General features: G+C 64.9%; 22 protein-coding genes, 1 tRNA gene and 2 pseudogenes. 14 read left to right on the top strand and 11 right to left on the bottom strand.

The window, feature by feature from the left end:
* Nucleotides 1-134: 134 nt before the first annotated feature.
* The 3 genes from ACNJYD_RS38075 to ACNJYD_RS38065 all read left to right on the top strand — a co-directional run bounded on the left by ACNJYD_RS38075 (nt 135) and on the right by ACNJYD_RS38065 (nt 4,487).
* Entirely contained in the window at nt 135-626 is a 492-nt protein-coding gene (locus ACNJYD_RS38075; RefSeq protein WP_135163526.1) for a (2Fe-2S)-binding protein, read from the top strand.
* Nucleotides 623-2,905, top strand: coding sequence for a molybdopterin cofactor-binding domain-containing protein (locus tag ACNJYD_RS38070; RefSeq protein WP_439364984.1), 2,283 nt, complete (start codon nt 623-625; stop codon nt 2,903-2,905). Before ACNJYD_RS38075 ends, ACNJYD_RS38070 begins: the two co-directional genes overlap by 4 nt.
* Before the next feature lie 487 nt (nt 2,906-3,392).
* Nucleotides 3,393-4,487 carry an HD-GYP domain-containing protein gene (locus ACNJYD_RS38065; RefSeq protein WP_439364982.1) on the top strand — a complete coding sequence of 365 codons (1,095 nt, stop codon included), beginning with the start codon at nt 3,393-3,395 and terminating at the stop codon, nt 4,485-4,487.
* Between the two features lie 127 nt (nt 4,488-4,614).
* On the opposite strand, the gene ACNJYD_RS38060 is transcribed toward ACNJYD_RS38065, so the two are convergent.
* Both ACNJYD_RS38060 and ACNJYD_RS38055 read right to left on the bottom strand, forming a co-directional pair.
* Nucleotides 4,615-6,195 (bottom strand): AMP-binding protein, encoded by a 1,581-nt coding sequence (locus ACNJYD_RS38060; protein WP_439364981.1) that lies wholly within the window; start codon nt 6,193-6,195, stop codon nt 4,615-4,617.
* 226 nt (nt 6,196-6,421) lie between these two features.
* Entirely contained in the window at nt 6,422-6,841 is a 420-nt protein-coding gene (locus tag ACNJYD_RS38055; RefSeq protein WP_172787954.1) for a VOC family protein, read from the bottom strand.
* Between the two features lie 123 nt (nt 6,842-6,964).
* Between ACNJYD_RS38055 and ACNJYD_RS38050 the strand changes: the two genes are divergently transcribed.
* From ACNJYD_RS38050 to ACNJYD_RS38035, 4 genes and pseudogenes are all read left to right on the top strand, one after another.
* A complete protein-coding gene (locus tag ACNJYD_RS38050) occupies nt 6,965-7,939 on the top strand; it encodes a Bug family tripartite tricarboxylate transporter substrate binding protein (RefSeq protein ID WP_439364979.1) in 975 nt (324 codons plus the stop codon).
* Nucleotides 7,940-8,105: 166 nt separating this feature from the next.
* Entirely contained in the window at nt 8,106-8,558 is a 453-nt protein-coding gene (locus ACNJYD_RS38045; protein ID WP_172787952.1) for an ArsR/SmtB family transcription factor, read from the top strand.
* Between the two features lie 11 nt (nt 8,559-8,569).
* Nucleotides 8,570-8,902: pseudogene (locus ACNJYD_RS38040) on the top strand (SRPBCC family protein); the annotation flags it as partial.
* Nucleotides 8,903-8,916: 14 nt separating this feature from the next.
* Entirely contained in the window at nt 8,917-9,654 is a 738-nt protein-coding gene (locus ACNJYD_RS38035; protein ID WP_172787951.1) for a DUF899 domain-containing protein, read from the top strand.
* A 167-nt stretch (nt 9,655-9,821) separates the two neighbouring features.
* Here ACNJYD_RS38035 and ACNJYD_RS38030 read toward each other — a convergent pair.
* Nucleotides 9,822-11,061, bottom strand: a pseudogene (locus ACNJYD_RS38030) (S1C family serine protease).
* 205 nt (nt 11,062-11,266) lie between these two features.
* Between ACNJYD_RS38030 and ACNJYD_RS38025 the strand changes: the two are divergent.
* The 4 genes from ACNJYD_RS38025 to ACNJYD_RS38010 all read left to right on the top strand — a co-directional run bounded on the left by ACNJYD_RS38025 (nt 11,267) and on the right by ACNJYD_RS38010 (nt 13,602).
* Entirely contained in the window at nt 11,267-11,884 is a 618-nt protein-coding gene (locus ACNJYD_RS38025; RefSeq protein ID WP_260381356.1) for a hypothetical protein, read from the top strand.
* A complete protein-coding gene (locus ACNJYD_RS38020; RefSeq protein WP_025033235.1) occupies nt 11,871-12,245 on the top strand; it encodes a transcriptional regulator in 375 nt (124 codons plus the stop codon). Before ACNJYD_RS38025 ends, ACNJYD_RS38020 begins: the two co-directional genes overlap by 14 nt.
* A 30-nt stretch (nt 12,246-12,275) precedes the next feature.
* Nucleotides 12,276-13,016, top strand: a complete 741-nt coding sequence (locus tag ACNJYD_RS38015; protein ID WP_439364976.1) for a di-trans,poly-cis-decaprenylcistransferase — start codon at nt 12,276-12,278, stop codon at nt 13,014-13,016.
* Nucleotides 13,017-13,116: 100 nt separating this feature from the next.
* Nucleotides 13,117-13,602, top strand: a complete 486-nt coding sequence (locus ACNJYD_RS38010) for a Crp/Fnr family transcriptional regulator (protein ID WP_439364975.1) — start codon at nt 13,117-13,119, stop codon at nt 13,600-13,602.
* On the opposite strand, the gene ACNJYD_RS38005 is transcribed toward ACNJYD_RS38010, so the two are convergent.
* From ACNJYD_RS38005 to ACNJYD_RS37995, 3 genes are all read right to left on the bottom strand, one after another.
* Nucleotides 13,541-14,368 carry a metallophosphoesterase family protein gene (locus ACNJYD_RS38005; protein WP_439364973.1) on the bottom strand — a complete coding sequence of 276 codons (828 nt, stop codon included), beginning with the start codon at nt 14,366-14,368 and terminating at the stop codon, nt 13,541-13,543. The genes ACNJYD_RS38010 and ACNJYD_RS38005 overlap by 62 nt on opposite strands.
* A gap of 151 nt (nt 14,369-14,519) precedes the next feature.
* Nucleotides 14,520-15,590, bottom strand: a complete 1,071-nt coding sequence (locus tag ACNJYD_RS38000; RefSeq protein ID WP_439364971.1) for a hypothetical protein — start codon at nt 15,588-15,590, stop codon at nt 14,520-14,522.
* A gap of 3 nt (nt 15,591-15,593) precedes the next feature.
* Nucleotides 15,594-16,988, bottom strand: a complete 1,395-nt coding sequence (locus tag ACNJYD_RS37995; protein ID WP_439364970.1) for an MBOAT family O-acyltransferase — start codon at nt 16,986-16,988, stop codon at nt 15,594-15,596.
* Between the two features lie 256 nt (nt 16,989-17,244).
* Here ACNJYD_RS37995 and ACNJYD_RS37990 point away from each other — a divergent pair, with 256 nt between their 5' ends.
* Nucleotides 17,245-17,931, top strand: a complete 687-nt coding sequence (locus ACNJYD_RS37990) for a DNA-3-methyladenine glycosylase I (RefSeq protein WP_439364969.1) — start codon at nt 17,245-17,247, stop codon at nt 17,929-17,931.
* Between the two features lie 203 nt (nt 17,932-18,134).
* Nucleotides 18,135-18,428 carry a hypothetical protein gene (locus ACNJYD_RS37985; RefSeq protein ID WP_172787942.1) on the top strand — a complete coding sequence of 98 codons (294 nt, stop codon included), beginning with the start codon at nt 18,135-18,137 and terminating at the stop codon, nt 18,426-18,428.
* A gap of 99 nt (nt 18,429-18,527) precedes the next feature.
* Here ACNJYD_RS37985 and dinB read toward each other — a convergent pair whose 3' ends face one another.
* Nucleotides 18,528-19,628 (bottom strand): DNA polymerase IV, encoded by a 1,101-nt coding sequence (gene dinB, locus ACNJYD_RS37980; protein ID WP_439364967.1) that lies wholly within the window; start codon nt 19,626-19,628, stop codon nt 18,528-18,530.
* Nucleotides 19,629-19,757: 129 nt separating this feature from the next.
* On the opposite strand from dinB, the gene ACNJYD_RS37975 reads away from it, so the two are divergent.
* Nucleotides 19,758-19,967: a hypothetical protein gene (locus ACNJYD_RS37975; RefSeq protein ID WP_439364966.1), complete on the top strand. Its 210-nt coding sequence runs from the start codon at nt 19,758-19,760 to the stop codon at nt 19,965-19,967.
* Between the two features lie 85 nt (nt 19,968-20,052).
* On the opposite strand, the gene ACNJYD_RS37970 is transcribed toward ACNJYD_RS37975, so the two are convergent.
* From ACNJYD_RS37970 to ACNJYD_RS37955, 4 genes are all read right to left on the bottom strand, one after another.
* Nucleotides 20,053-20,556 carry an alpha/beta fold hydrolase gene (locus tag ACNJYD_RS37970; RefSeq protein ID WP_439364964.1) on the bottom strand — a complete coding sequence of 168 codons (504 nt, stop codon included), beginning with the start codon at nt 20,554-20,556 and terminating at the stop codon, nt 20,053-20,055.
* Between the two features lie 458 nt (nt 20,557-21,014).
* Nucleotides 21,015-21,091, bottom strand: a tRNA-Arg gene (locus tag ACNJYD_RS37965).
* 62 nt (nt 21,092-21,153) lie between these two features.
* Nucleotides 21,154-22,191, bottom strand: coding sequence for a sensor domain-containing diguanylate cyclase (locus ACNJYD_RS37960; protein ID WP_212255755.1), 1,038 nt, complete (start codon nt 22,189-22,191; stop codon nt 21,154-21,156).
* A complete protein-coding gene (locus ACNJYD_RS37955; RefSeq protein WP_439364962.1) occupies nt 22,191-25,313 on the bottom strand; it encodes a bifunctional diguanylate cyclase/phosphodiesterase in 3,123 nt (1,040 codons plus the stop codon). Before ACNJYD_RS37955 ends, ACNJYD_RS37960 begins: the two co-directional genes overlap by 1 nt.
* Nucleotides 25,314-25,421: the final 108 nt, after the last annotated feature.

Raw genomic sequence — 25,421 nt, 5'->3', positions numbered from 1 at the left:
TCGTTCCAAATTGCATTTGCCTCCGCGCCGGAACGCGATCATTCTCGCGGGCAAGGTTGACGCCAGCCCGGTGGGCGTCCGCCATTCAAGTTGCCGCCGTAAGCGGCTTCATGCACCGGCAGGGGAAGACGCCTATGCCAACACTCACCATCAACGGGCGGAGTCTGTCCGTGGATGCGGCGAACGACACGCCGCTCCTCTGGGCGATCCGCGAGCAATTGCAGATGACCGGCACCAAGTTCGGCTGCGGTGCCGGGCTGTGCGGTGCCTGCACCGTGCACGTCAACGGCGAAGCCGTACGCTCGTGCCAGACCATGGTCGGCGACGTCGCCGGCAAGAAGATCACCACCATCGAAGGTCTCTCCGCCAAGGGCGATCATCCCTTGCAGAAGGCCTGGATCGCCGAGCAGGTGCCGCAATGCGGCTATTGCCAGTCCGGGCAGATCATGCAGGCGGCGTCGCTGCTCGCGAAGAATCCCAATCCGACCAAGGAAGAGGTGGTCGCCCATATGGACGGCAATCTCTGCCGCTGCATGACCTATTCGCGGATCCAGAAGGCGATCATGCGCGCCGCATCCGAGATGCGCACCGCATCCGCCACCTCCAACGAGCGGAGGCCCACATGAACGAGCATGTGAAGAACGTGACACCCGAGACGACGGATCTCAGCCGCCGCTCCTTCCTCGTCGGCACCGCCGCGACCGGTCTCGTGCTCGGCTATGCCGGCGTGCCCGGCATCGAATCGGCAGCCGCCGCGCCGGCCAATTTCGAGCCGAGCGTCTGGTACGCGATCTCGCCGGACGGGCTCGTGACCGTGACCTGCGGCAAGGCCGACATGGGCCAGCACATCGCCTCCACCATGGCGCAGATCGTCTGCGAGGAACTGGGCGCGAAATGGAGCGACATGCGCGTGCAGCTCGCCTCCAACGATCCCAAGTTCAACGATCCCGTGCTGGGCGCACAGATCACCGGCGGCAGCTGGTCGACCATGATGAACTTCGAGGCGATGAGCCGGGCCGGTGCGGCCGGGCGGATCGCATTGACGGAAGGTGCCGCCGCCGCCATGGGCGTGCCGGCATCGGAGCTGGTGGTGCGCGATTCCATGATCGTGCATCCGAAGTCGAAAAAGCAGATGTCGTTCGCCGATGTCGTGAAAAGCGGCAAGGCGACGAAGACCTTCACGCCGGACGAGCTCAAGGCACTCAAGCTGAAAACACCCGATCAATACACCATGATCGGCGTGTCGGTGCCGCAGCTCGACATCCCCTCCAAGACCAACGGCACGGCCAAGTACGGCATCGACGTGATGTTGCCGGGCATGGTCTATGGCGCGGTGGTCACGCCGCCGGTGCGCTTCGGCGCCACGGTGAAATCGGTCGATGACAGCGCGGCAAAGAAAGTGCCGGGCTTCATCAAGGCCGTCACGCTCGACGACAAGACCGCAACGACGTCGGGCTGGGTCGTCGCCGTCGCCGGCACCTACGCCAACGCCAAGAAGGCGGCACAGGCGCTGAAGATCGCCTATGACGCGGGTCCGAACGCGAAGCTGTCGAGCCAGTCGCTGCTCGACGAAGCCAAGCGGCTCCAGGGCCTGGAGGATTCCGGCCAGTTCTTCGTCAAGGACGGCGATCCCAATGCTGCCTTCGGCTCGGCGGCCAAGGTGGTGGAGGCGGAATACACCACCAGCATCAACATCCACGCGCCGCTGGAGCCGATGAACGCCACCGCGGAGTTCAAGGGCGACATCCTGCACATCTATTCCGGCAACCAGTTCGCGACGCGCTCCGGTGCGATCGCGGCGGGCGCTGCCGGGATCGATCCGAAATTCGTCGTGATGCATCAGCATTGGCTGGGCGGCGGCTTCGGCCGGCGGCTCGATGCCGACATGATGATTCCGGCGGTGCAGGCGGCCAAGGCGGTCGGCAAGCCGGTGAAGGTGATCTATTCGCGCGAGAACGACATGACGATGGATTTCTCGCGTCCGCTCACCTACCAGAAGGTCAAGGCCGGCGTGGACGGCGATGGCAAGCTCGTTGCGATCAGCCACGACGTGGTCTCGGCCTGGCCGACCGCGCGCTGGGGAATCCCCGATTTCCTGACGCCCTCGGTCGACAAGAAGGGCCCGCTTGATTCCTTCACGGTCAATGGCGCGGACTTCTTCTACACCGTGCCCAACCATTATGTGCGGGCGATCAAGAACGAGCTCGCGCACAACGCCACGCCGTCCGGCCAGCTTCGCTCGGTGGCGCCGGGCTGGACGTTCTGGGCCGTCGAAAGCATGATCGACGAGATCGCGGCAGCGACGGGCAAGGATCCCGCGCAGTTCCGCATCTCCTTGCTCGACGGCGCCGGCAAGAACGACGGCGGCGCGCAGCGCTTGCGCAACACGCTGCTCGCCGCGATGGGACTGTCCGGCTACGGCACCAAGCAATTGCCGAAAGGCGAGGGCATGGGCGTCGCCTGCGTCTCCTCGCAGGAGCGCGCAACCGCGAGCTGGACGGCGTGCGTGGCTCACGTCGCCGTCGCGCCGTCGGGGGAGGTGACCGTGAAGAAGCTCACGGTCGCAACCGACGTCGGCACGCAGGTGCATCCCGACAATATCCGCGCCCAGGTCGAGGGTGCGGCGCTGTGGGGCCTGTCGCTGGCGATGTACGAGAAGGCGACACTCAAGGACGGTGGCATCGAGCAGACCAATTTCGACAGCTACACGCCCTTGCGGATGAGCCAGACGCCCGAGGTCGCGGTTGCCGTGATTGCCAACGGCGAGAAGGCGACCGGCGTCGGCGAGCCCGCGGTGACCGTGGTCGCGCCGGCCATCGGCAACGCCATCTACAATGCCAGCGGCGCCCGCGTCCGGGCGCTACCGATCACGGCGGAGGCCGTGAAGGCGAGCATGAAGGCGTAAGCCGAGCCGCGATTGCAGAATCAAATGGTCCGCCGGAGGGCAACCTCCGGCGGATTTGTTTTTGGAGCCGCCTCCCACCCTCACTGTCATGCCCAGCGAAAGCGGGGCATCCAGTACGCCGCGGCATCTCGGTTCCAGCCTTGCCGTCTCGGCGTACTGGGTCGCCCGGTCCCGGCTCCGCCAAGGCTACGCCGAGGCTCACACGGATGCCCGGCGCGCCGAAGCTTCAGCGAAGGTGGCAAGCCGGGCGACGACAGCGGAGGTAGGTCTTAGGGCCAGTAGAAATTCCCCTGTGTTATCAATGCCCGCTCTACTGTGCATGGGGTTGTTTTCTCACTTTTGAGGTCCCCCCCCCGGAACCCAATCCCTAAAATTGCGTGCAATTCCCCAAGCCTCCATTGAGCACGCCTCTTAAGGGCCAGAGAACCTGATCCGGCTTAGGCTCATCGGCCAATACGCCCGAGTTCCCGGTCCTTGTGGGGAAGCCATGAACGCCACAGCCAAATCCGCCGCCAAACGCCGGCTTCTGCTCGCCTCCGATCGCAGCGACGGCAGCAGCGAGCTCGCCAGCATCTTGAAAGCGGTCGGCGACGTCTCGACGGTGAAGACCGAGGAGATCCCCGCCCAGCCGGCGCGCGATCTCTCCGGCCTCGTGGTCGACATCAACCTGCGCTCGCCCGAGAGCGTGCAGCGGGTCCGCAACAAGCTGCGCGGCGATGCCTATCGTTCGATGCCGCGGCTGTTCGTGCTCGCGGACGCCCTGCATCACGGCACCATGCAGGCCTGGGCGCTCGGGGCCACCGACACCATCTCGCGGCCACTTCAGGCCGACGCCATCCTGCAGCGCATCCGCGCCGCCTTCCCGGACACCGCCGCCTATGACGCCACCGATCGCGGCAAGACGCTCAACCGCGGCGTCGAGGCGGCGCATGCGGTGCTGACCAAGATGTTCGAGAAGCTGCCGCTCGGCGTGCCCCTGACCTTCGACGACGTCATCGCCGCCGAGAGCAAGATCCTGAAGGCGATCAAGCATTCCTCGCTGCGTGAATGGCTCACCACGGTGGGCTGTCATCATGTCGGCAGCTATCGCCACTGCCTGTTCGTCACCGGCTTCGCCGTCGCCTTCGCCCAGCATCTCGGCATGCGCGAGGACGACCAGCGCCGCCTGACCCGCGCCGCGCTGCTGCACGACGTCGGCAAGGCCTTCGTTCCGGCCTGGCTGCTCGACAAGCCCGGCAAGCTCACCGACGAGGAGATGGCCGAGGTCCGCCAGCATCCGCGCCGCGGCTATGACGCGCTCGCCGCCCAAGGCAGCTTCCCGCCGGAGATGCTGGACGTGGTGCTGCATCACCACGAATTCCTCGACGGCTCGGGCTATCCGAACGGCCTGTCGTCGAACCAGATCAGCGACATCGTGCGGCTGACGACGATCGTCGACATCTACGCCGCGCTGGTGGAGAAGCGCGCCTACCGCATGCCCTTCACCCATTCCCGCGCCTTCACGATGATGGAAGGCATGGGCGGCAAGCTCGACCAGCAGCTGCTGCAGGCGTTCCGCCCGGTCGCGCTGGGGTCGTTCTAGGATAAGGATCTCTCCAACCTCGTCATTGCGAGGAGCGAAGCGACGAAGCAATCCAGACTGTCTCCGCGGAGGAACGCTGGATTGCTTCGCTTCGCTCGCAATGACGGGTGAACTGTCTTCGCGCGCCTCACCCCACCATCTTCCGCAGCTCCGCCTTCGCCACCTTCTCCAGCGTCGAGCGCGGCATGTCGTCGACGAACCTGATCTCGCGCGGCAGCTTGAAGTCGGCGAGGCCCTTGCGGCAGGCGTCCATCACGCGATCCTGCAGATCGGGCGCAGCGCCCGCGACGCCGCCCTGCGGGATGATGAAGACCACAGGCACCTCGTCCAGCATCGGATGCTTCTTCGCCACCACCGCGGCCTCGCCCACGCCCGGCACGACGGCGATCACCTGCTCGATCTCGGAGGCCGCAACGTTCTCGCCGCCGACCTTCAGCATGTCCTTGGCGCGGTCGCCGAACTTGATGAAGCCGTTCTGGAGCCGCTCGACACGGTCGCCGGTGAGAAAGAAGCCGTGCTCGTCAAAGCTCTCGCGCGTGGCCTTCTCGTTGTGCAGGTACTCGGCGAACAGCGACAGGCCCGGGATGCCCTTGATCGCGAGATTGCCGGTGTCGCCGACCTCCGTCGGCCGTCCGTCGTCGTCGGTGATGCGGATCTGATATTCGGGCGCGGCGCGGCCGATCGACATCGGGATGTTGGGCTGGTCGACCTCGCCGACGATGCCGTGGGTGATGGTCTCGGTCATGCCCCACCAGCCGATCATCTTGATGCCGAACGCGGCAAAGGCCGGCGGCTCGTTGATGGCGGTGCCCCACAGGCGGAACTTGTGGTCCTTCGGGATCTCCTGTTCGAGCAGCGCCTTCGTGCAGAACGGGATGGTCGAGGTCCAGGTCGCGCCATGCTCGCGTGCGACGCCCCAGAACCGGCTGGCCGAGAAGCGCGGCTGGATCACGCAAGTCGCTCCGACCCACAGCGTCGCCAGCATGGAATAGGCCAGCGCGTTGGTGTGGAACAGCGGCAAGTAGGCCTGGTGCACGTCGCCGGCGTGCAGGTCCTCATGCGCGGCGTTGATCTTGGCGCCCCACAGCGCGTTGGCATGGGTCCACAGCACCGCCTTGGGCCGCGACGTCGTGCCCGAGGTGTATTGCACGCTGCATGGCGCCAGCGGATCGGTCGCGCGCCGGGGACGATCGGCACTGTCGGCGAACAGCGATTCGAAGCTGTCGCCGCGCGACACCCCTTGCGCGGGCGCCGCGCCCGCATCGTGCGAGGTCACCGCCAGCCAACGGATGTTGCGGCAGTTCTGCGCGACGATGTCCGCATAGGCCGGCTGCGTGATCGCGGCGACCGCGGCGCAATGATCGGCGAAATACGCGATCTCGGCCGGCGCCGAGCGCGTGTTGGTGGTGACCGCGACGGCGCCCAGCTCGACGCAGGCGAACCAGGCCAGCATCGCCTCGATGCAATTGTCGAGATGAATGAGCACATATTCGCCCGGCTTGACGCCGCGCCTGGCGAGCCCGGCCGCGAGCGCGCCGACCCGCTCGTGAAACTCGCCGTAGCTCCAGCGCCGCGCCGGCGCATCGAACGGCGCCCAGATCAGGAACGGATGTGAGCTGCGGATTTCGGCGCGCATCTTCAAGAGCCAGGGCACGTCGAGCCCATCGAACGGGCCCACGATTCCGGCTGTGGTCTGTTGAACTGGCATGGCTCCTCCCGGTGCAGCCTGCATCTTGCTGGCGGCTGTCTTTTGATGATTGCGTCTTCCTGCCATCGGATGAGGCGTGAAGCAAATCGGGGGAGAGGGCCGAGCGCTCTCCACCGTCATTGCGAGGAGCCCTTGCGACGAAGCAATCCAGACTGGTTCCGCGGAGGGATTCTGGATTGGTTCGCTTCGCTCGCAATGACGGTGTTTGGGGCGGGAAGCGGAGGTCCTACCGGCTACCATCCTCGTACGACGAGATCTCGATCAGGCTGCCATCGGGATCCCGGCAATAGACCGAGCGCAGCGTGCCGCGGGCTCCTTGCCTCGGGCCCGGGCCTTCCTCGATCGCGACGCCATGTGCCCGCAAATGCGCCACCACCTCGTCCGGCGTGGCGGAAGTGAGAAAGCACAGGTCCTCGCTGCCCGCCGTCGGGTGGTCCGCGGTGAACCACTCCACCTTGTCGGCGTCGCGTTGCCGGACGTTGATCCTCTGGTTACCGAATTCAAGGAAAGTCCGCGGCGCTTTGCCGCCGCCGGGATCGAACAGCTTGACATCCATGCCGAGAATCTTGCCGTACCACGCAGCACTTGCCGCGACATCGGTGACATTGATCACGAGATGATCCAGGGCATGAACCTTGACCGTCATGTCTCATCCTTTCGTCGTGAAGTGCCCCGCGCACTTTCCGCCCGCGGCCAGCTTTGTTACAACCGCGGCCACGCGGCCTTCAAGCCATCCGACTTCAAGAACAACACTGGGAGAACCCTTGAGATGATCACTCGCCGTACCGCGCTGGGCCTGCTCGCCGCCAGTCCGCTTGCCGCCACCCCGCTGTCGAAGGCGCTTGCCGCCGATTATCCGGCCCGTCCGGTGAAATGGGTGGTGGGCTATCCGCCGGGCGGCGCCACCGACATCCTGGCACGGCTGATCGGCCAGCGGCTGTCGGAAAAGCTCGGCCAGCAATTCGTGATCGAGAACAAGCCGGGCGCCGGAAACAACATCGCGACCGAATCGGTCATCAATGCCGAGCCCGACGGCTACACGCTGCAGCTGGTCAATCCGGCCAACTACATCAACGCCTCGCTCTACGCCAATCTGAAGTTCAACTTCGTGCGCGACATCGCGCCGGTCGCCTCGTTCCAGCGCGTGCCGAACGTGATGACCGTCAACAAGGACGTGCCGGCCAAGAACGTCGCCGAGTTCATCGAGTACGTGAAGGCCAATCCCGGCAAGGTGAACATGGCTTCGTCCGGCAACGGCACCTCGGTGCATCTGTCCGGCGAGATGTTCATGGCCATGACAGGCTGCAAGATGCAGCACGTGCCCTATCGCGGCGCCGCGCCCGCGATCACCGACATGCTCGCCGGCCAGGTGCAGGTGATCTTCGACAACATGCCCTCGATCATCCAGCACATCCGCTCCGGCAGCCTGCGCGCCATCGGCGTCACCACCACGGAACGCTCGCCGCAGCTGTCCGACGTGCAGCCGATCGCCGACACCGTGAAGGGCTATGAGGCGAGCGCGCTGTTCGGCATGGGCGCGCCGAAGAACACGCCGAAGGAGATCATCGCCAAGCTCAACGCCGAGGTCAACGCGGTGATCAAGGAGCCCGACATGGCCAAGCGCCTGGTCGAACTCGGCGGCGAGCCGCGGGTGCAGACGCCCGAGGCGTTCGGCGAGGAGATCAAGGCCGAGACCGAGAAGTGGAAGAAGGTCGTCGAGTTCGCCGGCCTGAAGGTCGAGTAGCGATCTCGTGATGACCGGGAAGAGAGCCCTGCCGTTCGGCAGGGCTTTTTTCTTTGCGTTGCTTGGTTGATGCAGCCTGCGTCCAGCAACAGATCACGCAGTCGTGCGGATCCGCGTCTGCGGGTTCCGGCTTGACGGTGTCGCGCTCGCGTCTATGCTAAACCACATGGTTAAGTATAGGGACGAGACGCTGGACCGGACTTTTGCGGCGCTGTCCGACCCGACGCGGCGTGCCTTGCTGGCGCGCCTCGGCGAGCAGGACGGCCTGTCGGTGAGCGAGCTGGCGGCCCCGTTTGCGGTGTCGCTGCCGGCGATCATGAAGCATCTCGACGTGCTCACGGATGCCGGGCTGATCGTGCGCGAGAAGACCGGGCGCACGGTTGCCTGCCGGCTGACCGCGCAACCGATGGAGCAGGCGATGAACTGGCTCAATCGCTATGCGCAGTTCTGGTCCCACAATCTCGATCGCCTCGCCGCCTTCGTGGAGGAAGAGACATGGCCAACGCAGTCGCCAACGCCGCCGAACGCCCGGCAGAACGACCAAGCCTCACGCTCACGCGCCGGCTCCGCGCGCAGCCGCAAAAGGTCTACGCCGCCTGGACGCAAGCCGCGCAGCTAGCGCAATGGTTCGGGCCGCCGAACATGAAGCCGGCGACGCTTAAAGCCGAGCTCGACGTTCGCGTCGGCGGCCGGTTTCGCATCAGCTTCATTGGCGATGACGGCGAATATTTCGAGGCCGGCGGCCGTTATCGCGAGGTGATGCCGAACGAGCTTCTCGTCTTCACCTGGGCCTGGCACTCGACGCCGGAGCGTGAATCGCTGGTGACGATCTCGCTGAAACCTGATGGCGCCGGCACCTTGATGATCTTCCATCACGCCCAGTTCTTCGACGAGACCGCACGCGACAACCACCAGCGCGGCTGGAGCTCGTTGTTCGACAAGCTCGATGCTTTCGTCGCCTGACCAAGGAGAACGCCATGCAGCAACATCAGATCGTCTCGCGCGAGCAATGGATCGCCGCGCGCAAGGCCCTTCTGGACCATGAGAAGGAGTTGACCCAGGCCCGCGAACGGCTTGCCGACGAGCGCCGCCGGCTGCCCTGGGTCAAGGTCGACAAGGCGTACGAATTTGACGGGCCGAACGGCATTCTGTCGCTGGGCGACCTGTTCGAGGGCCGGCCGCAGCTCATCGTGCAGCACGTGATGTTCGCACCCGATTGGGAGGCGGCGTGCAAGAGCTGCTCGTTCTGGGCCGATGGGTTCGAGCGCATGGTGCCGCATTTGGCCGCGCGCGACACCGCGATGGTTGCGGTCTCGCTGGCGCCAAGCGCAAAGCTCGAGGCGTTCAAGAAGCGGATGGGCTGGACCTTCGACTGGGTTTCCTCAGGCCGCAACGACTTCAACCGCGATTACGGCGTGACGTACTCACAGGAAGAGGTCGCGACCGGCAAGCCGATGTATAATTTCGGGACCACGCCGCTGTACGGCCCCGAGCTGCCCGGCATCAGCGTGTTCTACCGCGACGAGGCCGGCGCGATCTTCCATACCTATTCCTGCTTCGCCCGCGGTCTCGACATGATGAACGCCGCTTATCAATATCTCGATCTCACCCCGCTCGGCCGTCACGAGGAAGGCCTGCCCTATCCGATGGACTGGGTGCGTCTGCGCGACCAGTACGAACCGCAGCCGGCGAAGGCGGCGTGCTGTCACGGGTGAGGGCAGCGCTCGACGCACATCAAATGTGTCATCGCCCGGCTTGACCGGGCGATCCAGTACTCCGAGGCGGCGCGGCTAGGGCCGAGAAGCCGCGGCGTACTGGATTCCCCGCTTTCGCGGGGAATGACAGCGGAGGGTGATATGCAGGGTGTGCCTTGCTCCGATAGCTACCGCTTCGCGTCGGCCTGCTCCGTCGCATTGCACGAGATCAGCATCGTGTACGGCCGGGCGTTGGCGGCGATGTCGGTGGTCTTGAGCTCGCTCTTTGGCTCGGCGGTCTGATAGGGCACGATCGAATTGTCGAGGAAGTCGCGCAGCACGCCGGTCTTGATGGCGAAGTTGATGTTCTCGGGGATGTTGCCGGTCGCCACCGCGATGCGCAAGGCCGGGATCTTGCCGGTGACCACGCCCACGACCTGGCCGGTGTTGTCGAACAGCGGCCCGCCGCTATTGCCGGGCTGCACGGGTGCGCTGATCTGCAGGAAGCGCGAGTCGTTGCGCATGCCGCTGAGCGAGCTCACGATGCCGGTGGTCACGCTGAAGTCCGACGTCAGGATGATAGGGAAAGCCGATCGCGACGACGGAATCGCCGGAGCGGATCGAGCGGTCGCGGATCCGGGCGAAGTCCTTGAAGGTCGTCGTCGAGGGCGCCTGCAACAGGGCGAGATCGTTGTTGGCGTCGCTCGACACGACGCGCAGCACCATTGCGGCTTCGCCGGTGAGATTGCCCTTGATGTCGCCGACGCAGCCGTCGATCACATGGTGGTTGGTGACGATGTGCCCGCCCGTGCTGACGACGAAGCCGGTGCCGCTCCTGGCTCGGGCAGGCTTGCCGCCGGAGGGCGGTGCCGCCTGCTTCTCCGCCGTCGCCGCCGGCTTGGCCGCACCCTTGGTGAAATCGCCCGCCTTGTCGAGCCCGTCGGCTTTCACCTTGCTTACGCAGTTGGTCAGTGCCGCGATCACCGGCCCGGTCGATGTCAGATCGAAATTCAGAACGGCGCGACCGGCTGTCGCCACCATGAGGCTCGCCTTCTGAAAGGTACGCACGACTTTGAGCGGCATGACGGCGGTGAGCATGTTGGACTGATACGCCGTAGCGTACAGCCTGGCTTGCTCCTGGCCGTCGAAGGTCACGTCGATCGCGGCGCTCTCGCCCTTGTTGAAGCGGTAGCTCGGACTCGCAAAAGCCAGCGTCCAGGTGCCGGTGGCATTGTAACCCACGACGAGAATGACGCCGTTCGCGTAAGGCGTCGTCGCCGCGCAATGGGAGAACGCGCCCGTCTCGTCATTGCTGAACGCGCCGCCGATCCAGTTGCCGACATTGACGGTGCCGAACGGCCCCGCCGCGTTCGCTCCGACCACACTCAGCTGCAACACCAACGCAACGACCAACGACCTCAACCACATACCAGCCCCCGGCAAACGCGCTTGCACCCATCTTATCCGCGAGGGCAGGTGAGGCGCAACCGTCAGTTGTCCGCTCTCATCGTTTCGGCTGCCCGCAGCAATTCGGGCTTGCATTTACTTTGCGGTGCCATATACTTTGCAATACAAAGTAACGGGACCAGCTGTCCTGCGAATGCCCGGGTGGAACGAGGTTTTGGCGGTGCCGATGCGCGATCTCGACAAGGCGCTGGCCGACATCGTGGCGATCCGCAGCCAGATCGCGGCGGGCACGGCCTTCCGCGGCTACGGCCCGGCCGCGATGGCTGCGACCGGCGCCGTCGCACTCATCACCGCCATTCTGCAGTTCTGGTTGCTGGATGATCCCACCGGCGAGCCGCTCGGTTTCTTCATCGGCTGGTTCATCGCCGCCGCGCTCTCGGGGCTGATCATCGGCATCGAGATGCGCGCGCGGTCGCGACGCCATCATTCCGGTCTCGCCGACGCGATGATTCACCAGGCGGTCGAGCAGTTCCTGCCGGCGGGCGTTGCCGGCGTTCTGCTCGCGGTGGTGATGTGGAAGTTCGCGAGCGAGACGCTGTGGCTGCTGCCGGGCCTGTGGCAGATCCTGGTGTCGCTCGGCATCTTCGCCTCGGTCCGCTCGTTGCCGCGCACCGTCGCGCTCGCCGGCGCCTGGTATTTCGTGTCCGGCTTCGCGGTCGTGGTGCTCGCGAGCCGAACCCACGCGCTGTCGCCATGGACCATGGGGCTGCCCTTCGTGATCGGGCAATCGCTCATGGCGGCCATTCTGCATTTCGCCTCCGGAGACAACGATGTCGAAGACTGACAGCGCGCCCTTCTCCTATGAAGGGCTCGACCGCGTGATCCACGAGAAGGCGAGGCTCGGCTTGTTGACGTCGCTGATGGCGCATCCCAAGGGGCTGGCATTCGGCGATCTCAAGCAGCTCTGCGGCCTCACCGACGGCAATCTCAGCCGGCACCTTGCCGTGCTCCAGGAGGCCGGCCTCGTCGAGGTGACCAAGGGCTACGAGGGCAACCGTCCGCACACCACCTGCCGTCTCACCAAGGCCGGCCGCCGCCGCTTCCTCGACTATCTCGCCGTGCTCGAGCGGCTGGTGCGCGACGCGGCGAAGGCCGCCGGCCGCGAGGCGCCGCCGCTCGGCCGCCTCGGTATCGCCTCGACCTGATCCTCCCCCTTTTTGACCGGAGACTTTGCAATGCAAAGTGACATCACGTCCCGTAACGAGAAGCTTCATGTCGGCATCATCATGGACGGCAACGGCCGCTGGGCGACGCGGCGCGGCCTGTCGCGCCTGCGCGGTCACGAGGCCGGCGTCGAGACCATCCGCCGCATCGTCGAGGCCGCCCCCAAGCAGGGCATCGGCACGCTGACGCTCTACGCCTTCTCCACGGACAATTGGCGGCGGCCGAAGGCCGAGGTCGCGGCGCTGATGACCTTGCTGCGCTTCTACCTCGCGAACGAAGTGCAGAGCCTCGTCAAGAACGGCGTGCGCCTCTCCGTCATCGGCCGCCGCGATCGCCTGCCCGACGGCATCGCCGCCGCGATCGCGCGCGCCGAGGCGGCCACCGCCGATGGCCGCACGCTGCATGTGCGCATCGCCGTCGATTATTCCGCGCGCGACGCCATCCTCAATGCCGCGGCGAAGGCGGCCGCGCTGACCAGCCTCACCCGCGAAGCCTTCTCGCAGCTGGTCACAGGCGAGGCTGGCCTTCGCGACGTCGATCTCATCATCCGTACCTCCGGCGAGAAGCGGCTGTCGGACTTCCTGCTTTGGGAAGGCGCCTATGCCGAGCTGCACTTCACCGAGCGGATGTGGCCCGAATTCGACGCGGGCGATCTCGCCGAGGCGCTCGCCGCCTTCCACAACCGCGAGCGCCGCTTTGGCGGACTGCAGGCGATCCTGCCAGGCGAAGTGCCTTCGCTGTCCCAGGTGTGACGCGCCTCGCGCCCGCCGCTCCCCGCTGATTGCCGCCCGGCATGGATCGTGCTCTAGTATTCCGGCACTGGGTATCGTCCCGCGACGGAGCTTTCGTACGATGCGTGCAGTCCTCGATTATTGCACCGGCGGAACGGAGCGGCAGCTTGCCGCCGGCACGATCATCGTCGCCGAGGGGGGCACCTCCGGCCATCTCTACGTGCTGATGCAAGGCAGGCTCGAGGTGCTCAAGGGCGAGATGGTGGTCGCCACCGTCACCGAGCCCGGCGCCGTGCTGGGTGAGATGTCCGTGCTGCTGGGCGAGCCGCACACCGCAACCGTGCGGGCCTGCTCCGACGCCATCGTCTACGAGTTCGAGGATGCCGCCTCGTTCCTCGAGAAGGAGCCGGGCGTGGCCCTGCTGATCGCAAAAATGCTGGCGCAGCGGCTCAACGTCGCCAACACTTACCTCGCCGATCTGAAGCGGCAATATGCCGGCCACGGTACGCATCTGGCCATGGTCGGCGAGGTGCTCCAGAGCATGATCAACCTGCCGCCGCTTGAGGTTTCGCCAGGCTCGGATCGGCAATCCGATCCAAGAATGTGAGCCAGTCGGGCGGCGCCTCGATGGCGGCGGCGGGCCGCTGCAGCGGCGCATTCAGGTCGATCCACTGCGCCGCGCCGGCCGCCAGCCAGAACGCCTTGTCGGCATCGAGATCGAGCACGATGTAGGTCGGCGGACGGCCGGGTTGCAGGCCCGTGTTGAAGACCCAGGTCTGGCCCAGCCGATCGAACCACGATCCATTGCTGATGAAGGGTGATTGATGCACATGGCCCGAGATCACCATCGACGGCTGGTATTGCATGATCCACTGCACCAGCTCGACGTCGCCGAAGAAGCGCTTGCCGCCCCAGCTCGTCGGTGAATCCGCCGGCGGCGCATGATGCGCCCAGATCCAGCGCTGCGGCCTGACGGCCGCGGCATCGCGCAACTGCGCGACGAGGCGTTGCTTGACCTGAGGTCCGTCCCACCACGGGCACACCGTGAACAGGGTGTCGCCGACGATAAGGCTGTCGCCGTCGCAGGCGATGCCGAGCTCGCGCACCTCCGAGATCCAGCGCGAAATCTTCTCACCTTCGGCGTTGCGCTCGTCGAGATCGTGATTGCCGGAGCAGAGGATCACGCGGGTCGTCGCGGCCAGCAGCGCGAGATACTTCTTCACCACCACGATCTGGGCGCGGAAATCCACCATCGAGCCGATGTCGAGCGCGTCGCCGGCGAAGATCACGAGGTCGAATCGCGGCGCCGCGCTGACCAGCCAGTCGAGCTGAGGCAGCGAATAGTGCAAGTCGGCCACGACCAGGCAGCGCATTGAAAATCCGTCAGGTCAAAGCAATCGGAAGGCTTGCGAATTGACGGATATTGCCACGGCCGGCATCCAAGGCAAGAAGCAAACCGGCCCTGTCGGCCCCGCCGACGCGGCAAAAGGGCCGCGCCCGAGCCGATCGGGGGCCGGCCGTCTTTCAGTTGCCCTTCTCCCTTCCCAGGATGCCACGGCCCGCCAGAGCCTCGGCAAGCTGCTCGGTGTAGATGATCCGGCTCCATCGATGCAGATGCGAGGGATAGTGCGCGTACATGATGTCCAGCATCATATCCGGCGTATCGAGGAAGTGCGATCTGTCGATGCCGAGCATGGCGGCGATCCTTTCACCAGCCTCGGCATGAAAGCTCTGTGGACCGCCTTGGGCATAGAGCGAATTGACCGGCGTGATGACGAGGTACACCTTCGACCGGTCGAACTTCGATAGCGTTTCCGACAAGGAGGCGAGCGCCTTCTCGAATTCCGCGTTCATCACGAACGGCTTGATCTTGGGATCGGGCTTGAAGAAGACGTGACCGGCCAGCGTGGCCTTGTAGGCGTCCAGCGAAGGAATATCGAGCATCCGATTGGGATCGATCGCGCTGCCATGCTCGCACCAAATGGTTGAAATGAACTGGTCCTTGCCGCCGTAATACACCGCGTAACCACCGGGCAGCGGATTGTAGACCGCTCGCTCCATCAGCAGGCGGATGTACTCCGGGCCTCCGGCCGGAAACGTCAGGCCGGACGGAACTTCGAAGCGGTTGGTCCGGATGAAACTCACCCATTCATTCCACCTCGGATCGCGCTCGTACTGAATCGGGTTGAACACCAGAACCAGCTTCCTGGGTTGGCGCCCGCGGGCGATCATCTTTTCAAGCATCGCGCCATAGCCATCCGGACCGACGAATCCGATGGTGCAGAACGACTCGATCCCGGACCCCGGGAATGCCCGCAACAACGTCGGGACGTGAATCCCCATCAGGCAGGAGCTATCGCCGAGAAAGGCAAGGTCGGCCGCAGGCAGCCGCTCCGAGCGCCTGATTTGCTCCAGGACGATGTAGGTCTCGATGCCGCGCGACCATTGATGCAAGCTCTGCTGATGGATGTAATGTGCGACGCCGAGAATGAGGGCGGTGAGCACGCCCAGCGGAATGAGCCGTCGGGCAACGATGCATACCGCACCTGCCAGCGGCCATTGTCCGATCGATTCGACCGTCTGTTTCAGGGGCATGATCTAGAACTGGAAATAGATGAAGGTGGCATTGACGTGTCCGGAGGCGGCGATCGTCATCGCCGCCAGCGTAGCAAACAGCGGATATCTCAGCCATGCAGGCCACTGCAGGACCGAATAGTCGCCACGCGACCGAAGCTGCCACTCCAGCAGCATCAGCGGCACGGACAGCGACAGGATCGCGAGACCGGCGGCGCTATGCACCGGAGCCCACTCCCAGTTGCCGAGGGCGTAGAGCATGCCCACCAGCAAGTTCCAATTGGACGCGCGGAAGAAGAACCAGCCCACGAACACCACCAGCATGGTGAGAGCCCAGCCGAGGCCGCGGGCGACCGTCGAGCCCGGCGCCTCCTTGCCGGAAAACGCGCGCCAGGCCACGAGGGCCAGGCCGTGAACCAGGCCCCAGAGCACGAAGGTCCATGACGCGCCGTGCCAGAGACCTCCCAGCGCCATCGTAAGCAGCAGGTTTCGGTTGGTGATGAGCTCGCCGCGGCGGTTGCCGCCGAGCGGGATGTAGAGATAGTCGCGCAGCCAGGTGCTGAGGCTGATGTGCCAGCGATGCCAGAACTCGCTGATCGAAACCGACCAGTAGGGGTAGCGGAAATTCCAGATCAGCTCGAAGCCGAACAGCAGCGCGACGCCTTTGGCGATCAGGCTGTATCCGTTGAAGTCGGCATAGATCTGGATGCCGAATGCGAACGTGGCGAGGATGACCGACCAACCGAAGGGCTGCTCCGGAATGAAGAGCGTGTCCACGATCGGCGCGAGGCTGTCTGCCACCACGACCTTCATGGCATAGCCGTAGATCAGGAGCCAGAGCGCGCGCTCGGCGTGATCGGACGTGAAACGTCGCGGCGCCGAAAATTGATCCAGGAGGTTGCTCGCCCGCTCGATCGGGCCGGCCACGAGCTGCGGGAAGAACGCCTTGAAGGCGAGAAACTTGACGACGTCCCTCTCGGCGGCATGCTTGCCGCGATAGACGTCGACCACGTAGGCGATGCCCTGGAAGGTGATGAAGGAGATGCCGAGCGGCAGCACGATGCGCAATGTCGGCAGGTTCGGATGAAGCCCCACGCGCTCGGCGATCATCGAGAACGAATCGATGAAGAAATTGAAGTATTTGAAGATCGCAAGAACGATCATCGCCGCTGCGATGGCGAGAGTGAGCAGGAGCTTTCGGGTTTGTTCGCGCTTGGAGGCGGCGATGACGATCGCCGCGGCATAGTTGACGATGGAAATGCCGGCGAGCAGGGGCAGAAAGCGCCAGTCCCACCAGCCGTAAAATACGTAGCTAGCGACCAGGATGATGACGTTCTGAACCGCAAGCCGCGAGGTGGCGTGATAGAGCAGAAAGGTCGCGGGAACAAAGCAAAGGAACGCCAGGGAAACGAACGACATCGCAGCAGACAGTCACTTGCTGAGCAGCAAGCGCGCCGCTCGCCATATCAATGGGGACGACAACGGGAAGGAAGACAGGGGCGTTGTGGTGACAAGGATCATTTCCATCACTCCGGCATCAGAATAGCAACCCCGAGATGAAATCAACATAAATTCGCCTGATCCGGCGATGCGATCAGGACGCCTGATATTCGCGGGACTGGACCCGCCGCGTGAATTCTGATGTCGTGGCGCATCCTCGAGAGCGCATGTCCACATGACCTCCTTCAAGACCGTTCGCGCCCGCGCCGAGAAGCGCAAGGGCGGGCCCAGGGCGCTGGACAAATTGATGCCGGCCAAGCCGGACCTGAAGCGGCTGGCCAAGCTCGGCGACGATCGTATCCTCGCCGAGATGACCAGGCGGGTGTTCTGCGCCGGCTTTGCCTGGAGCGTGATCGATTCCAAATGGGACGGCTTTGAAGCGGCCTTCCTGCATTTCCAGCCCGCCAAGCTCAGCTTCCAGCCCGAAGACTATTGGGAGGGCCTGCTGCGCGATGCGCGCATCGTGCGCAACGGCGCCAAGATCATGTCGGTGCGGGACAATGCCGCGTTCGTGCAGGAGATCGCGAAGGAGCACGGCAGCTTCGGCAAGTTTCTGGCGAAATGGCCGTCGTCCGACGAGATCGGCCTGCTCGATCTCCTCAATAAGCGCGGCAGCCGGCTGGGCGGCAACACCGGCCAGATGCTGCTGCGCTTCGTCGGCTGGGACGGCTTCGTGACGTCCAAGGACGTGGTGGCCTGCCTGCGCGATGCTGGTCTCGACATCGCCGAGGAGGTCAAGTCGAAGGGCGATCTCGCCAAGGTGCAGGCGCAGTTCAATGCCTGGGCCGAGGAGAGCGGCCTGCCGTACACATATCTGTCACGCATCTGCGCGCTGTCGGTCGGCGAGAACAGCAGCGAGTAGCGCGTCGATCGGCCGATCGTGTGCATCCTGTGGCGATCTTGTGCTGCGAACGCGGCCGATGAAACTCGCGATCACGAAATACATTTCGCAGGAACATTTGTCCGCAGCGCCTGTTCGGGACTCTGAGCCAGGCGCACAAGGGCGCAGGGAATGCTCGCTCCCGCCCGGCTCGATGACAACCGGATCCAGCAACGGAGCAGCTCATGAAGCTCACATCGGAACAGGTGAAGCAGACCGTCCACCAACTCGGCGCTCAGGTGCTGCCCGACGAACATCCGGCGATGCCGCAGCTCAACAGCATGTTCGGCGAGCACACTTTCTTCGTCGACGAGATGGGGCTCAAGGTCCTCGAGCCGACGGGATCGCTCGGCAGCGACCGCGAGAGCGGCGAGGTCGTCAGCCTCGCCGATTGGGGCGATTCCGACCTGACGCGCCTGATGGCGCATGAGCCCGAACCGACCGGCGTGATCGTGGTGTTCGAGCATATGAAGCATTGAACGGACCCGAGCGCGATTGCCTCCATCGGTGGCGGATCGAAACATCCGCCACCGTTCGTCGCGCCTGGTGCGCTCCGTCGCCGAAAGCTCGCGCCGCGTTCAGATGCCCAGCGTCAGCTGCGGCTCCGATTCGCCGGCGGCGTGGAGCGAGGACAGCGCAACTCCCAGCAGCCTGACGCGCTTGGGCAGCGGCATCTCGGCTTCGAGCAGGCCGCAGGCCAACCGCTCCAGATCGTCGCGCCCGGCAACGGCCGCCGCGACCGATCTGCTGCGCGTGATGATCTCGAAGTCGGCGAACTTGATCTTCAGGGTGACGGTGCGGCCGCGATTGCCGGTCGCCTCGCAATGCCGCCAGACCTTGTCGACGAGAGGCCTGAGCTCGGCGGCAAGCGCGTCGAAGGCGTCGAGGTCGGTCGAGAACGTGTTCTCCGCGCCGACAGATTTGCGGATCCGGTTGGCGCGCACAGGGCGTTCGTCGACGCCGCGTGATATCCAATAATAATACGCGCCCGACTTGCCGAAATTGGCGTTCATGAACTCCAGCGACTGGTTACGGATGTCGCGGCCGGTGAACAGGCCGAGCGCGTTCATCTTCGCCGCGGTCGCCGGACCGATGCCGTGGAACTTGCCGACCGGGAGCGTCTCGACGAAGGCGGGCCCCATCTCCGGCGAGATCACGAACTGGCCGTTGGGCTTGCGATGATCGGACGCGAGCTTGGCCAGGAACTTGTTGTAGGAGATGCCCGCCGACGCGTTGAGGCCGGTCTCGGCCTTGATCTTCGCGCGGATCCTCAGCGCGATGTCCCGCGCCAGCGGGATGCCTTGCAGGTTCTCCGTCACGTCGAGATAGGCTTCGTCCAGCGACAGCGGCTCGATGACGGGCGTGTGCTCGGCGAAGATGTCGCGGATTTGCCTGGAGATCGCCTTGTAGACCTCGAAGCGCGGCCTGACGAAGATCAGATCGGGACATTGCCGCTTCGCCGTCACCGACGGCATGGCCGAGCGGACGCCGAACCTGCGCGCCTCGTAGCTCGCTGCCGCAACGACACCGCGTTCCGCGGAGCCGCCGACCGCGACCGGCTTGCCGCGCAGCTCCGGATTGTCGCGCTGCTCCACCGACGCATAGAACGCATCCATGTCGATATGGATGATCTTGCGCACGGCCGCGGCTGCGCCAGGCATCGTGTCGGATTCGCTCATGGCAGGATGATACAATCGCGTGAAAAGAAGCGCGAGGTGATGGATGGGCGGTTGTCAAAGCGCGATCGCAGGCTTGTGAGTGGCAAGCAGGGGCACGCGACCCAATATGAGTCCGCGGAGGACAGGTCCATGCAATACAGCTCCGAGCTCATTCACACGATGCGTCAGGCACTGGAGACCGTGATGGCAAGCGTGCCGGCGCATCAGTCAGTCTTCGGCCTGAAAGCGGCCGTGGCCGAATGCATCCTGAAGGCCGCCGCACACGGCCAGACGTCATATGACGGACTGGTGACGACCGCGTCCGACCAGATCCAGGCGATTGTCGCGATGCTGAATTGAGTGCCGGCACGATCTCGTCTGACCTTGATACGCCCTGCCAATGTAGCGTCCTGGGAGCCGTTGGCACGTCACGCTCATGCGAAGTTCATTCGCGTCTTTGCACGTAAAGCGAGATGAATCGATCGATCATGGCGTTGATCTGCTCCGGCACCTCGAGCGACAGGAAATGCCCGGAGCCAACAGCCTTGGCCGTAACCAGTTGCGGGCATAGTGCGCCAAGGCGGTCTAGATCCGCGAGCCGATGAGCCGCTTCGATATACAGCACCGGGACCCGGCACGCTTGGGCGCACTGACCCGCCCGATGCACATCCCAGGGAAACAGACTCCTAAACGTCGACACCAGCACGTGCTGTGGCGTCGCCAGGAAGGTCTGTTCGACATGGGCGTGGCATCTATCGGTCGGCAGACAGGAGTCCGCCACGATTTTTCGGATCTCGTCCGCAAAGTTCGGCCCCTGCAGGCCCTCCAGGTAGCTGGTGAACACCGCTCCCGCCGAGGCAGGGAAGAGCACGCCGGAATCGAGCAGCACCAGCCCCGCAGGAAAATCCGGATAACGGGCCGCAATTTCGAGTGCCATGTTGCCGCCCATGCTTTGACCCACGATGACCGGATTCGTTATCTCTTGCCGGGCACACGTGCCGACCGAAGTACTCCATCTGTGGCGCAAAGTGGGTGCGATCCCCGCCAAGGCCATGGACGAACAGGAACTCAGGCGATCCCTTCCCAGCGATGTCGAACGACAGTTGGATACCTTCACGCGCGAGCTTCATTGGTCATCTCCGTATCCACCGGCATTCCAGGCTTCTCGGGCAATGATGCGGGTAAGGGGGCTGGGGCGACCCGTCGATCGCTGACGTCAAGCCTCGAACGGCTCCTTGCAATCGCGTATGGCCAATCTTCGAGCGCGTCCTAGCGCGTGGTCCGGAAAAGTGTGCAGCGGTTTTCCGAAAAGACTATGTCCAAACAACCATCTAAAGCGCGATGAGACCCATCCCAATCGCATCGCGCTGTTAGGAGACTCGCACGGCCTCGCGCAAAATCCTGAGCTGGCGCACCCGACACGATTCGAACGTGTGACCTTTGCCTTCGGAGGGCAACGCTCTATCCAGCTGAGCTACGGGTGCAGTTGCAGGTTCATTTAGCCGATTGGCGCGGGGCGGGCAACCGCTTCTCGCCGGAGCGCGCTTCAGGCCGATTTGCGCCTGACCGGGGCCGGAACCGGCTTTCCGCCGCGGGCGGCGAATTCGGCAAGCGCCCGTTCGGCGCAGACGACGCGGTTGCGGCCGAGGCGTTTGGCGACATAGAGCGCCTCGTCGGCGGCGCCGAGCAGCCGGTCCGGGCCGCCGTCGCTCCCATCAGGAACGTGGCTGGCGACGCCGACGCTGAGGGTGACGTGATCGCCGGCACCCATCGCACCATGGGCGATCGCCAAGGCCATGACGGCATAGCGGATCTGCTCGGCCACCATGCAGGCGGTGTCAGAATCCATGTCGGGCAGGATCAGCGCAAACTCCTCGCCGCCATAGCGGCTGGCGAGATCGAGCGGGCGCACCGCGTGCCGGCTGACGACGCCAGCAACCGCGCGCAGGCACTCGTCGCCGCTCTGGTGGCCGTGCTGGTCGTTGAACAGCTTGAAATGGTCGACGTCGACGAACAGCAGCGCCAGCGGCTTCTGCGTGCGCTGGGCGCGGGCCCATTCGCCGAGCAGCATCTGGTCGAAGGCGCGGCGGTTCGCCAAGCCGGTCAGCCCGTCCTTGGTGGCGAGCTCCTTCAGGGCCATCTCGGCGCGCTTCTGGTCGGTGAGGTCGCGCAGCGTCTCCACCACCGCAATCAGGTTGCCAGCCTCGTCGTGGATCGGGCCGGCGTCGATGGCGAGATAGAGTTGGCTGCCGAGCTTGGGCATCACGCACCAGTTCTCCGCGGAGAAGCCGAGCCCGTTGTGGCCGCGCGCGGCATATTCCGGATAGTACTCCGGCAGCTGCTCGGGCCGGTCGAGCGCGACGAGGTCGGCAAGGCAGGGGCGCTTCGTCTCGTAGAACGCCTGCCAGTGCTTGCTGGTGCCGATCACCTCGGAGGCGGCGACGCCGGTCAGCCGCTCGCAGGCCCTGTTCCAGATCACGACGCGGCGCTTCGGGTCGATCACGAAGGTCGGCACCACCAGGTGCTGCATCAGCCGCACCGCGTAGGAATCGGCGACATCGACGGTCCTGCGCGACTTCGGCATCAGGCCACCGCCGCCACGGGCAAGGTTCCGGGCGAGCCATCGCCGGCACCGAACAGCTTGCGCACCTCGCTGGCCGGCTTCGGCGCGCTGAACAGATAGCCCTGCATCTGCGTGCAGCCGAGCGCGCGCAGCATGTCGCGCTGCGCCTCGGTCTCGACGCCCTCGGCCACCGTGGTCATGCTGCTGGCGGCCGCGATGTTCACCACCGCCTGCACGATGACCGGCGAGCCGGTGGTCTCGGCGATGTCGGCGACGAAGCAGCGGTCGATCTTGATCTTGTCGAACGGGAAGCGCTTCAGGTAGCTCAGCGAGGAATAGCCGGTGCCGAAATCGTCGAGCGCGATGCGCACGCCGATCGCGCGGAGCTGGTGCAGGATCGAGAGCGCCGCCTCGTCATCGCGGATCAGCACGGCCTCGGTGATCTCGAGCTCGAGCCGGCGCGGATCCAGCCCGGAGGCGGCGAGCGCGCTCGCAATCCGCAGCGCCAGCGTGTCGCATTTGAGCTGGACGGGCGAGACGTTGACCGCGACGCGCACTTGCGCCGGCCAGGTCGCGGCCTCGTTGCAGGCCATGCGCAGCACCCAGTCGCCGAGCTCGGTGATCAGGCCGGTGTCCTCGGCGACCGGAATGAACTCGGCCGGCGACACCATGCCGCGCTCGGGATGGCGCCAGCGCAGCAGCGCCTCGCAGCCGGAGACTTCGTTGGTGCGCAGGTCGACCAGCGGCTGATAGTGGATCTCGAAGCCGCCGTTCACCAGGGCCTGGCGCAGATCCTGCTCCATGCTGAGGCGCGCCTTGGCGCTGGCATCCATCTCCGGCTCGAAGAAGCGGTGGGTGCGGCGGCCCTCGGCCTTGGCGCCGTACATCGCGAGGTCGGCGTTCTTGATGAGTTGATCGAGGTCTGAGCCGTCCTGCGGCGCCAGCGCAATGCCGATGCTGGCATCGGTCGAGAGCTGGTGGCCGAGGCAATGATAGGGCTGGCGGATCGCCTGGTAGATCCTCGTCACGAAGGACAGCACGTCCGCGGGGGATTGAATCCCGGTCTGGATCACCGCGAACTCGTCGCCGCCGAGCCGCGCGATCAGGTCGCCCTGCTTGAGGCAGCCGCGGAGGCGGCCTGCGATCGCCTTCAGCAACTCGTCGCCGACGTGGTGGCCGAGCGAATCGTTGATGCCCTTGAACTCGTCGACATCGATATAGAGCAGCGCGAACTGGCAGCCATCGGCGACGTTCGCCAGCTCGCGTTCGATCTGCTCGCGGAACAGGGTCCGGTTCGGCAGGTCGGTCAGCGCATCGTAATGCGCCATATGCGCGATCTTCTCGTCGGCGCGCCGACGCTCGGTGACGTCGTCGATGACATGAATGAGATAGCGCGGCTCGCCGGCGCCGTCGTTGATGCCGATGCGGGTCGAGGTGATGTAGCGCAGGCCCATGCCGGGCATCTGCCAGGCGTGCTCGTCCTTGAACAAGCCCTTGGCCGATTTCAGCGCCCTGCTGTCGTCGTCGGTGATGTGGGCGGCGGCCCCCTCGGGGAAGATGTCGAAGGCGGTCTTGCCGACGACGTCCTGGCGGGACTGGCCGAACAGCTGCTCGGCGACAACGTTGAGCAGCAGATATTGCCGCGTCCGGGCGTCCTTCACGGTGATCTGCGACGGGATGTGGTCGATGATCTCGCGCAGGAATGTGTAGTTGCGGTCGCGCTCCTGCTCCAGGTTGCGGCGCTCGGTGATGTCCTCGATCGTGGCGACCCATCCGCCCTGTGCGAGCGGCGTGTTGATGACCTGGAAGGCGCGGCCATTGGCCAGTTGATGGGTCAGCGTCGAGACCGTGCCTTCGGCGACGACCCTCATGACCTCGGCGCAAAACGCCTCGACGTCGCCGTCGAACGCGCCGCGCTCCTTGCGATGATACATCGCCTCTCGGATGTGACAGCCGGGCTTGATGACGTCGTGCGAAAGGCCGAACATCTCGGCGTAGCGGCGGTTGCAGGTGACGATGGTGCCGCCGGCGTCGTACAGGATCAGCCCCTGCGACATGTTGTTGAGGGCGGTGTCGAGTCGGAGCCGCTCCGCCTCGATCCGCTGCTGGGCCTCGCGGTTCTGCCGGTTGATCTGGCGGATGATCAGATAGAGGATCAGCGCGATCACGCCCGCCGAGAAGCCCGCCGTTGCCACCATGAAGCCGGTCTGCTGCCGCCAGTCCGCGAGCGCCGCTGCCGTGATGTTGGTGGCGATGATGACCAGCGGGAAATGCGTCAGCGACGCGGCCGAGCCGAGCCGCTCCTCGCCGGTGACGGGGCTCCTGCCGCGGAGCGTCTGCTGACCGCCTTCGGCCAGCACTTTCTGCATCAGCGGCGCGTCCTTGAAGTTCCGCCCGATCAGTTCCTCGGCGTGCGGATAGCGCGCCAGCAACTTGCCCTCGCGGTCGAGCAACGAAATGGCCGTGCCGTCGGCGAGCGCGACCGATGCGAAGTATTGCTGATAGCTGTCCGGATCGATCCGCCGCACCATGGCGCCGAGGAAGGTGCCGTCCGCGCCGCGCAGCCGGCGTGCGACGACCGTGGTCCATTTGCCGATCAGGAAGCTGCGGACCGATTCCAGGATCACCGGCTCGGCCGCCGGGTTGAATTTGAACGACTGGAAATAGGCGCGCGAGGAGACGTTGATCTTGGGCAGCGGCTGGGCCCGCGACCAGTTGATCAGCTCGCCCTCGGCATCGTAGATCGCGATGTCGCCGAGATACGACACGGAGCTGATCTTGCTGCGCAGCATCTGGTTGGCCGCTGGCCCCGACATGCGCTCGCGGAACATCGCAGGCGAGGTGATCTCCGGCAGGTTCATCTGCCCGATCAGGTCGGCGGCGACGACGTCGGAATCCTCGAATTGCTGATCGAAATGCCGCGCGATCAGCTTCACCGTGTTTTCAAGCTCGCGTTCGCGGTTGGCGAGGGTCCGCTCGCGAAACTCGCCGACGGCTACCGCCGTGGCGATGAAGATTCCCGCGACCAGAAACACGCCGCACAGGGTCAGCCACAGGACGGGACCACGGCGCGCCAAGGCCTCCCAGCCGTTTCTCGCGGCTTGAGACATTCCGGCTGCTACCCTGGCAAAGACCTGGCGCATTCCCCCTCACTGGAGGACCAGGAATACACCGCACAAATGGCGCAAACCTTAGGAAAGCCAGTTACCTAAGCATTAATGCAGCTGGGCTGATCGCACATCCATATGCAG

Source organism: Bradyrhizobium sp. SPXBL-02 (assembly GCF_051853065.1).
Classification (GTDB): Bacteria; Pseudomonadota; Alphaproteobacteria; order Rhizobiales; family Xanthobacteraceae; genus Bradyrhizobium.
This window is presented reverse-complemented; position numbering and strand designations above follow the sequence as displayed.

Bases quoted from the DNA above. Each gene is read 5' to 3' on its own strand.
- ACNJYD_RS38065 (WP_439364982.1), top strand. From the start codon at position 3,393: ATGAACGCCACAGCCAAATCCGCCGCCAAACGCCGGCTTCTGCTCGCC.
- ACNJYD_RS38050 (WP_439364979.1), top strand. From the start codon at position 6,965: ATGATCACTCGCCGTACCGCGCTGGGCCTGCTCGCCGCCAGTCCGCTT.
- ACNJYD_RS37955 (WP_439364962.1), bottom strand. From the start codon at position 25,313: ATGCGCCAGGTCTTTGCCAGGGTAGCAGCCGGAATGTCTCAAGCCGCG.
- ACNJYD_RS37985 (WP_172787942.1), top strand. From the start codon at position 18,135: ATGAAGCTCACATCGGAACAGGTGAAGCAGACCGTCCACCAACTCGGC.
- ACNJYD_RS38000 (WP_439364971.1), bottom strand. From the start codon at position 15,590: ATGCCCCTGAAACAGACGGTCGAATCGATCGGACAATGGCCGCTGGCA.
- ACNJYD_RS38045 (WP_172787952.1), top strand. From the start codon at position 8,106: ATGGTTAAGTATAGGGACGAGACGCTGGACCGGACTTTTGCGGCGCTG.
- ACNJYD_RS38035 (WP_172787951.1), top strand. From the start codon at position 8,917: ATGCAGCAACATCAGATCGTCTCGCGCGAGCAATGGATCGCCGCGCGC.
- ACNJYD_RS38070 (WP_439364984.1), top strand. From the start codon at position 623: ATGAACGAGCATGTGAAGAACGTGACACCCGAGACGACGGATCTCAGC.
- ACNJYD_RS38020 (WP_025033235.1), top strand. From the start codon at position 11,871: ATGTCGAAGACTGACAGCGCGCCCTTCTCCTATGAAGGGCTCGACCGC.
- ACNJYD_RS37995 (WP_439364970.1), bottom strand. From the start codon at position 16,988: ATGTCGTTCGTTTCCCTGGCGTTCCTTTGCTTTGTTCCCGCGACCTTT.
- ACNJYD_RS38055 (WP_172787954.1), bottom strand. From the start codon at position 6,841: ATGACGGTCAAGGTTCATGCCCTGGATCATCTCGTGATCAATGTCACC.
- ACNJYD_RS37960 (WP_212255755.1), bottom strand. From the start codon at position 22,191: ATGCCGAAGTCGCGCAGGACCGTCGATGTCGCCGATTCCTACGCGGTG.
- ACNJYD_RS37975 (WP_439364966.1), top strand. From the start codon at position 19,758: ATGCAATACAGCTCCGAGCTCATTCACACGATGCGTCAGGCACTGGAG.
- ACNJYD_RS37970 (WP_439364964.1), bottom strand. From the start codon at position 20,556: ATGGGCGGCAACATGGCACTCGAAATTGCGGCCCGTTATCCGGATTTT.
- ACNJYD_RS38005 (WP_439364973.1), bottom strand. From the start codon at position 14,368: ATGCGCTGCCTGGTCGTGGCCGACTTGCACTATTCGCTGCCTCAGCTC.
- ACNJYD_RS38015 (WP_439364976.1), top strand. From the start codon at position 12,276: ATGCAAAGTGACATCACGTCCCGTAACGAGAAGCTTCATGTCGGCATC.
- ACNJYD_RS38010 (WP_439364975.1), top strand. From the start codon at position 13,117: ATGCGTGCAGTCCTCGATTATTGCACCGGCGGAACGGAGCGGCAGCTT.
- dinB (WP_439364967.1), bottom strand. From the start codon at position 19,628: ATGAGCGAATCCGACACGATGCCTGGCGCAGCCGCGGCCGTGCGCAAG.
- ACNJYD_RS38025 (WP_260381356.1), top strand. From the start codon at position 11,267: ATGCGCGATCTCGACAAGGCGCTGGCCGACATCGTGGCGATCCGCAGC.
- ACNJYD_RS37990 (WP_439364969.1), top strand. From the start codon at position 17,245: ATGACCTCCTTCAAGACCGTTCGCGCCCGCGCCGAGAAGCGCAAGGGC.
- ACNJYD_RS38060 (WP_439364981.1), bottom strand. From the start codon at position 6,195: ATGCCAGTTCAACAGACCACAGCCGGAATCGTGGGCCCGTTCGATGGG.
- ACNJYD_RS38075 (WP_135163526.1), top strand. From the start codon at position 135: ATGCCAACACTCACCATCAACGGGCGGAGTCTGTCCGTGGATGCGGCG.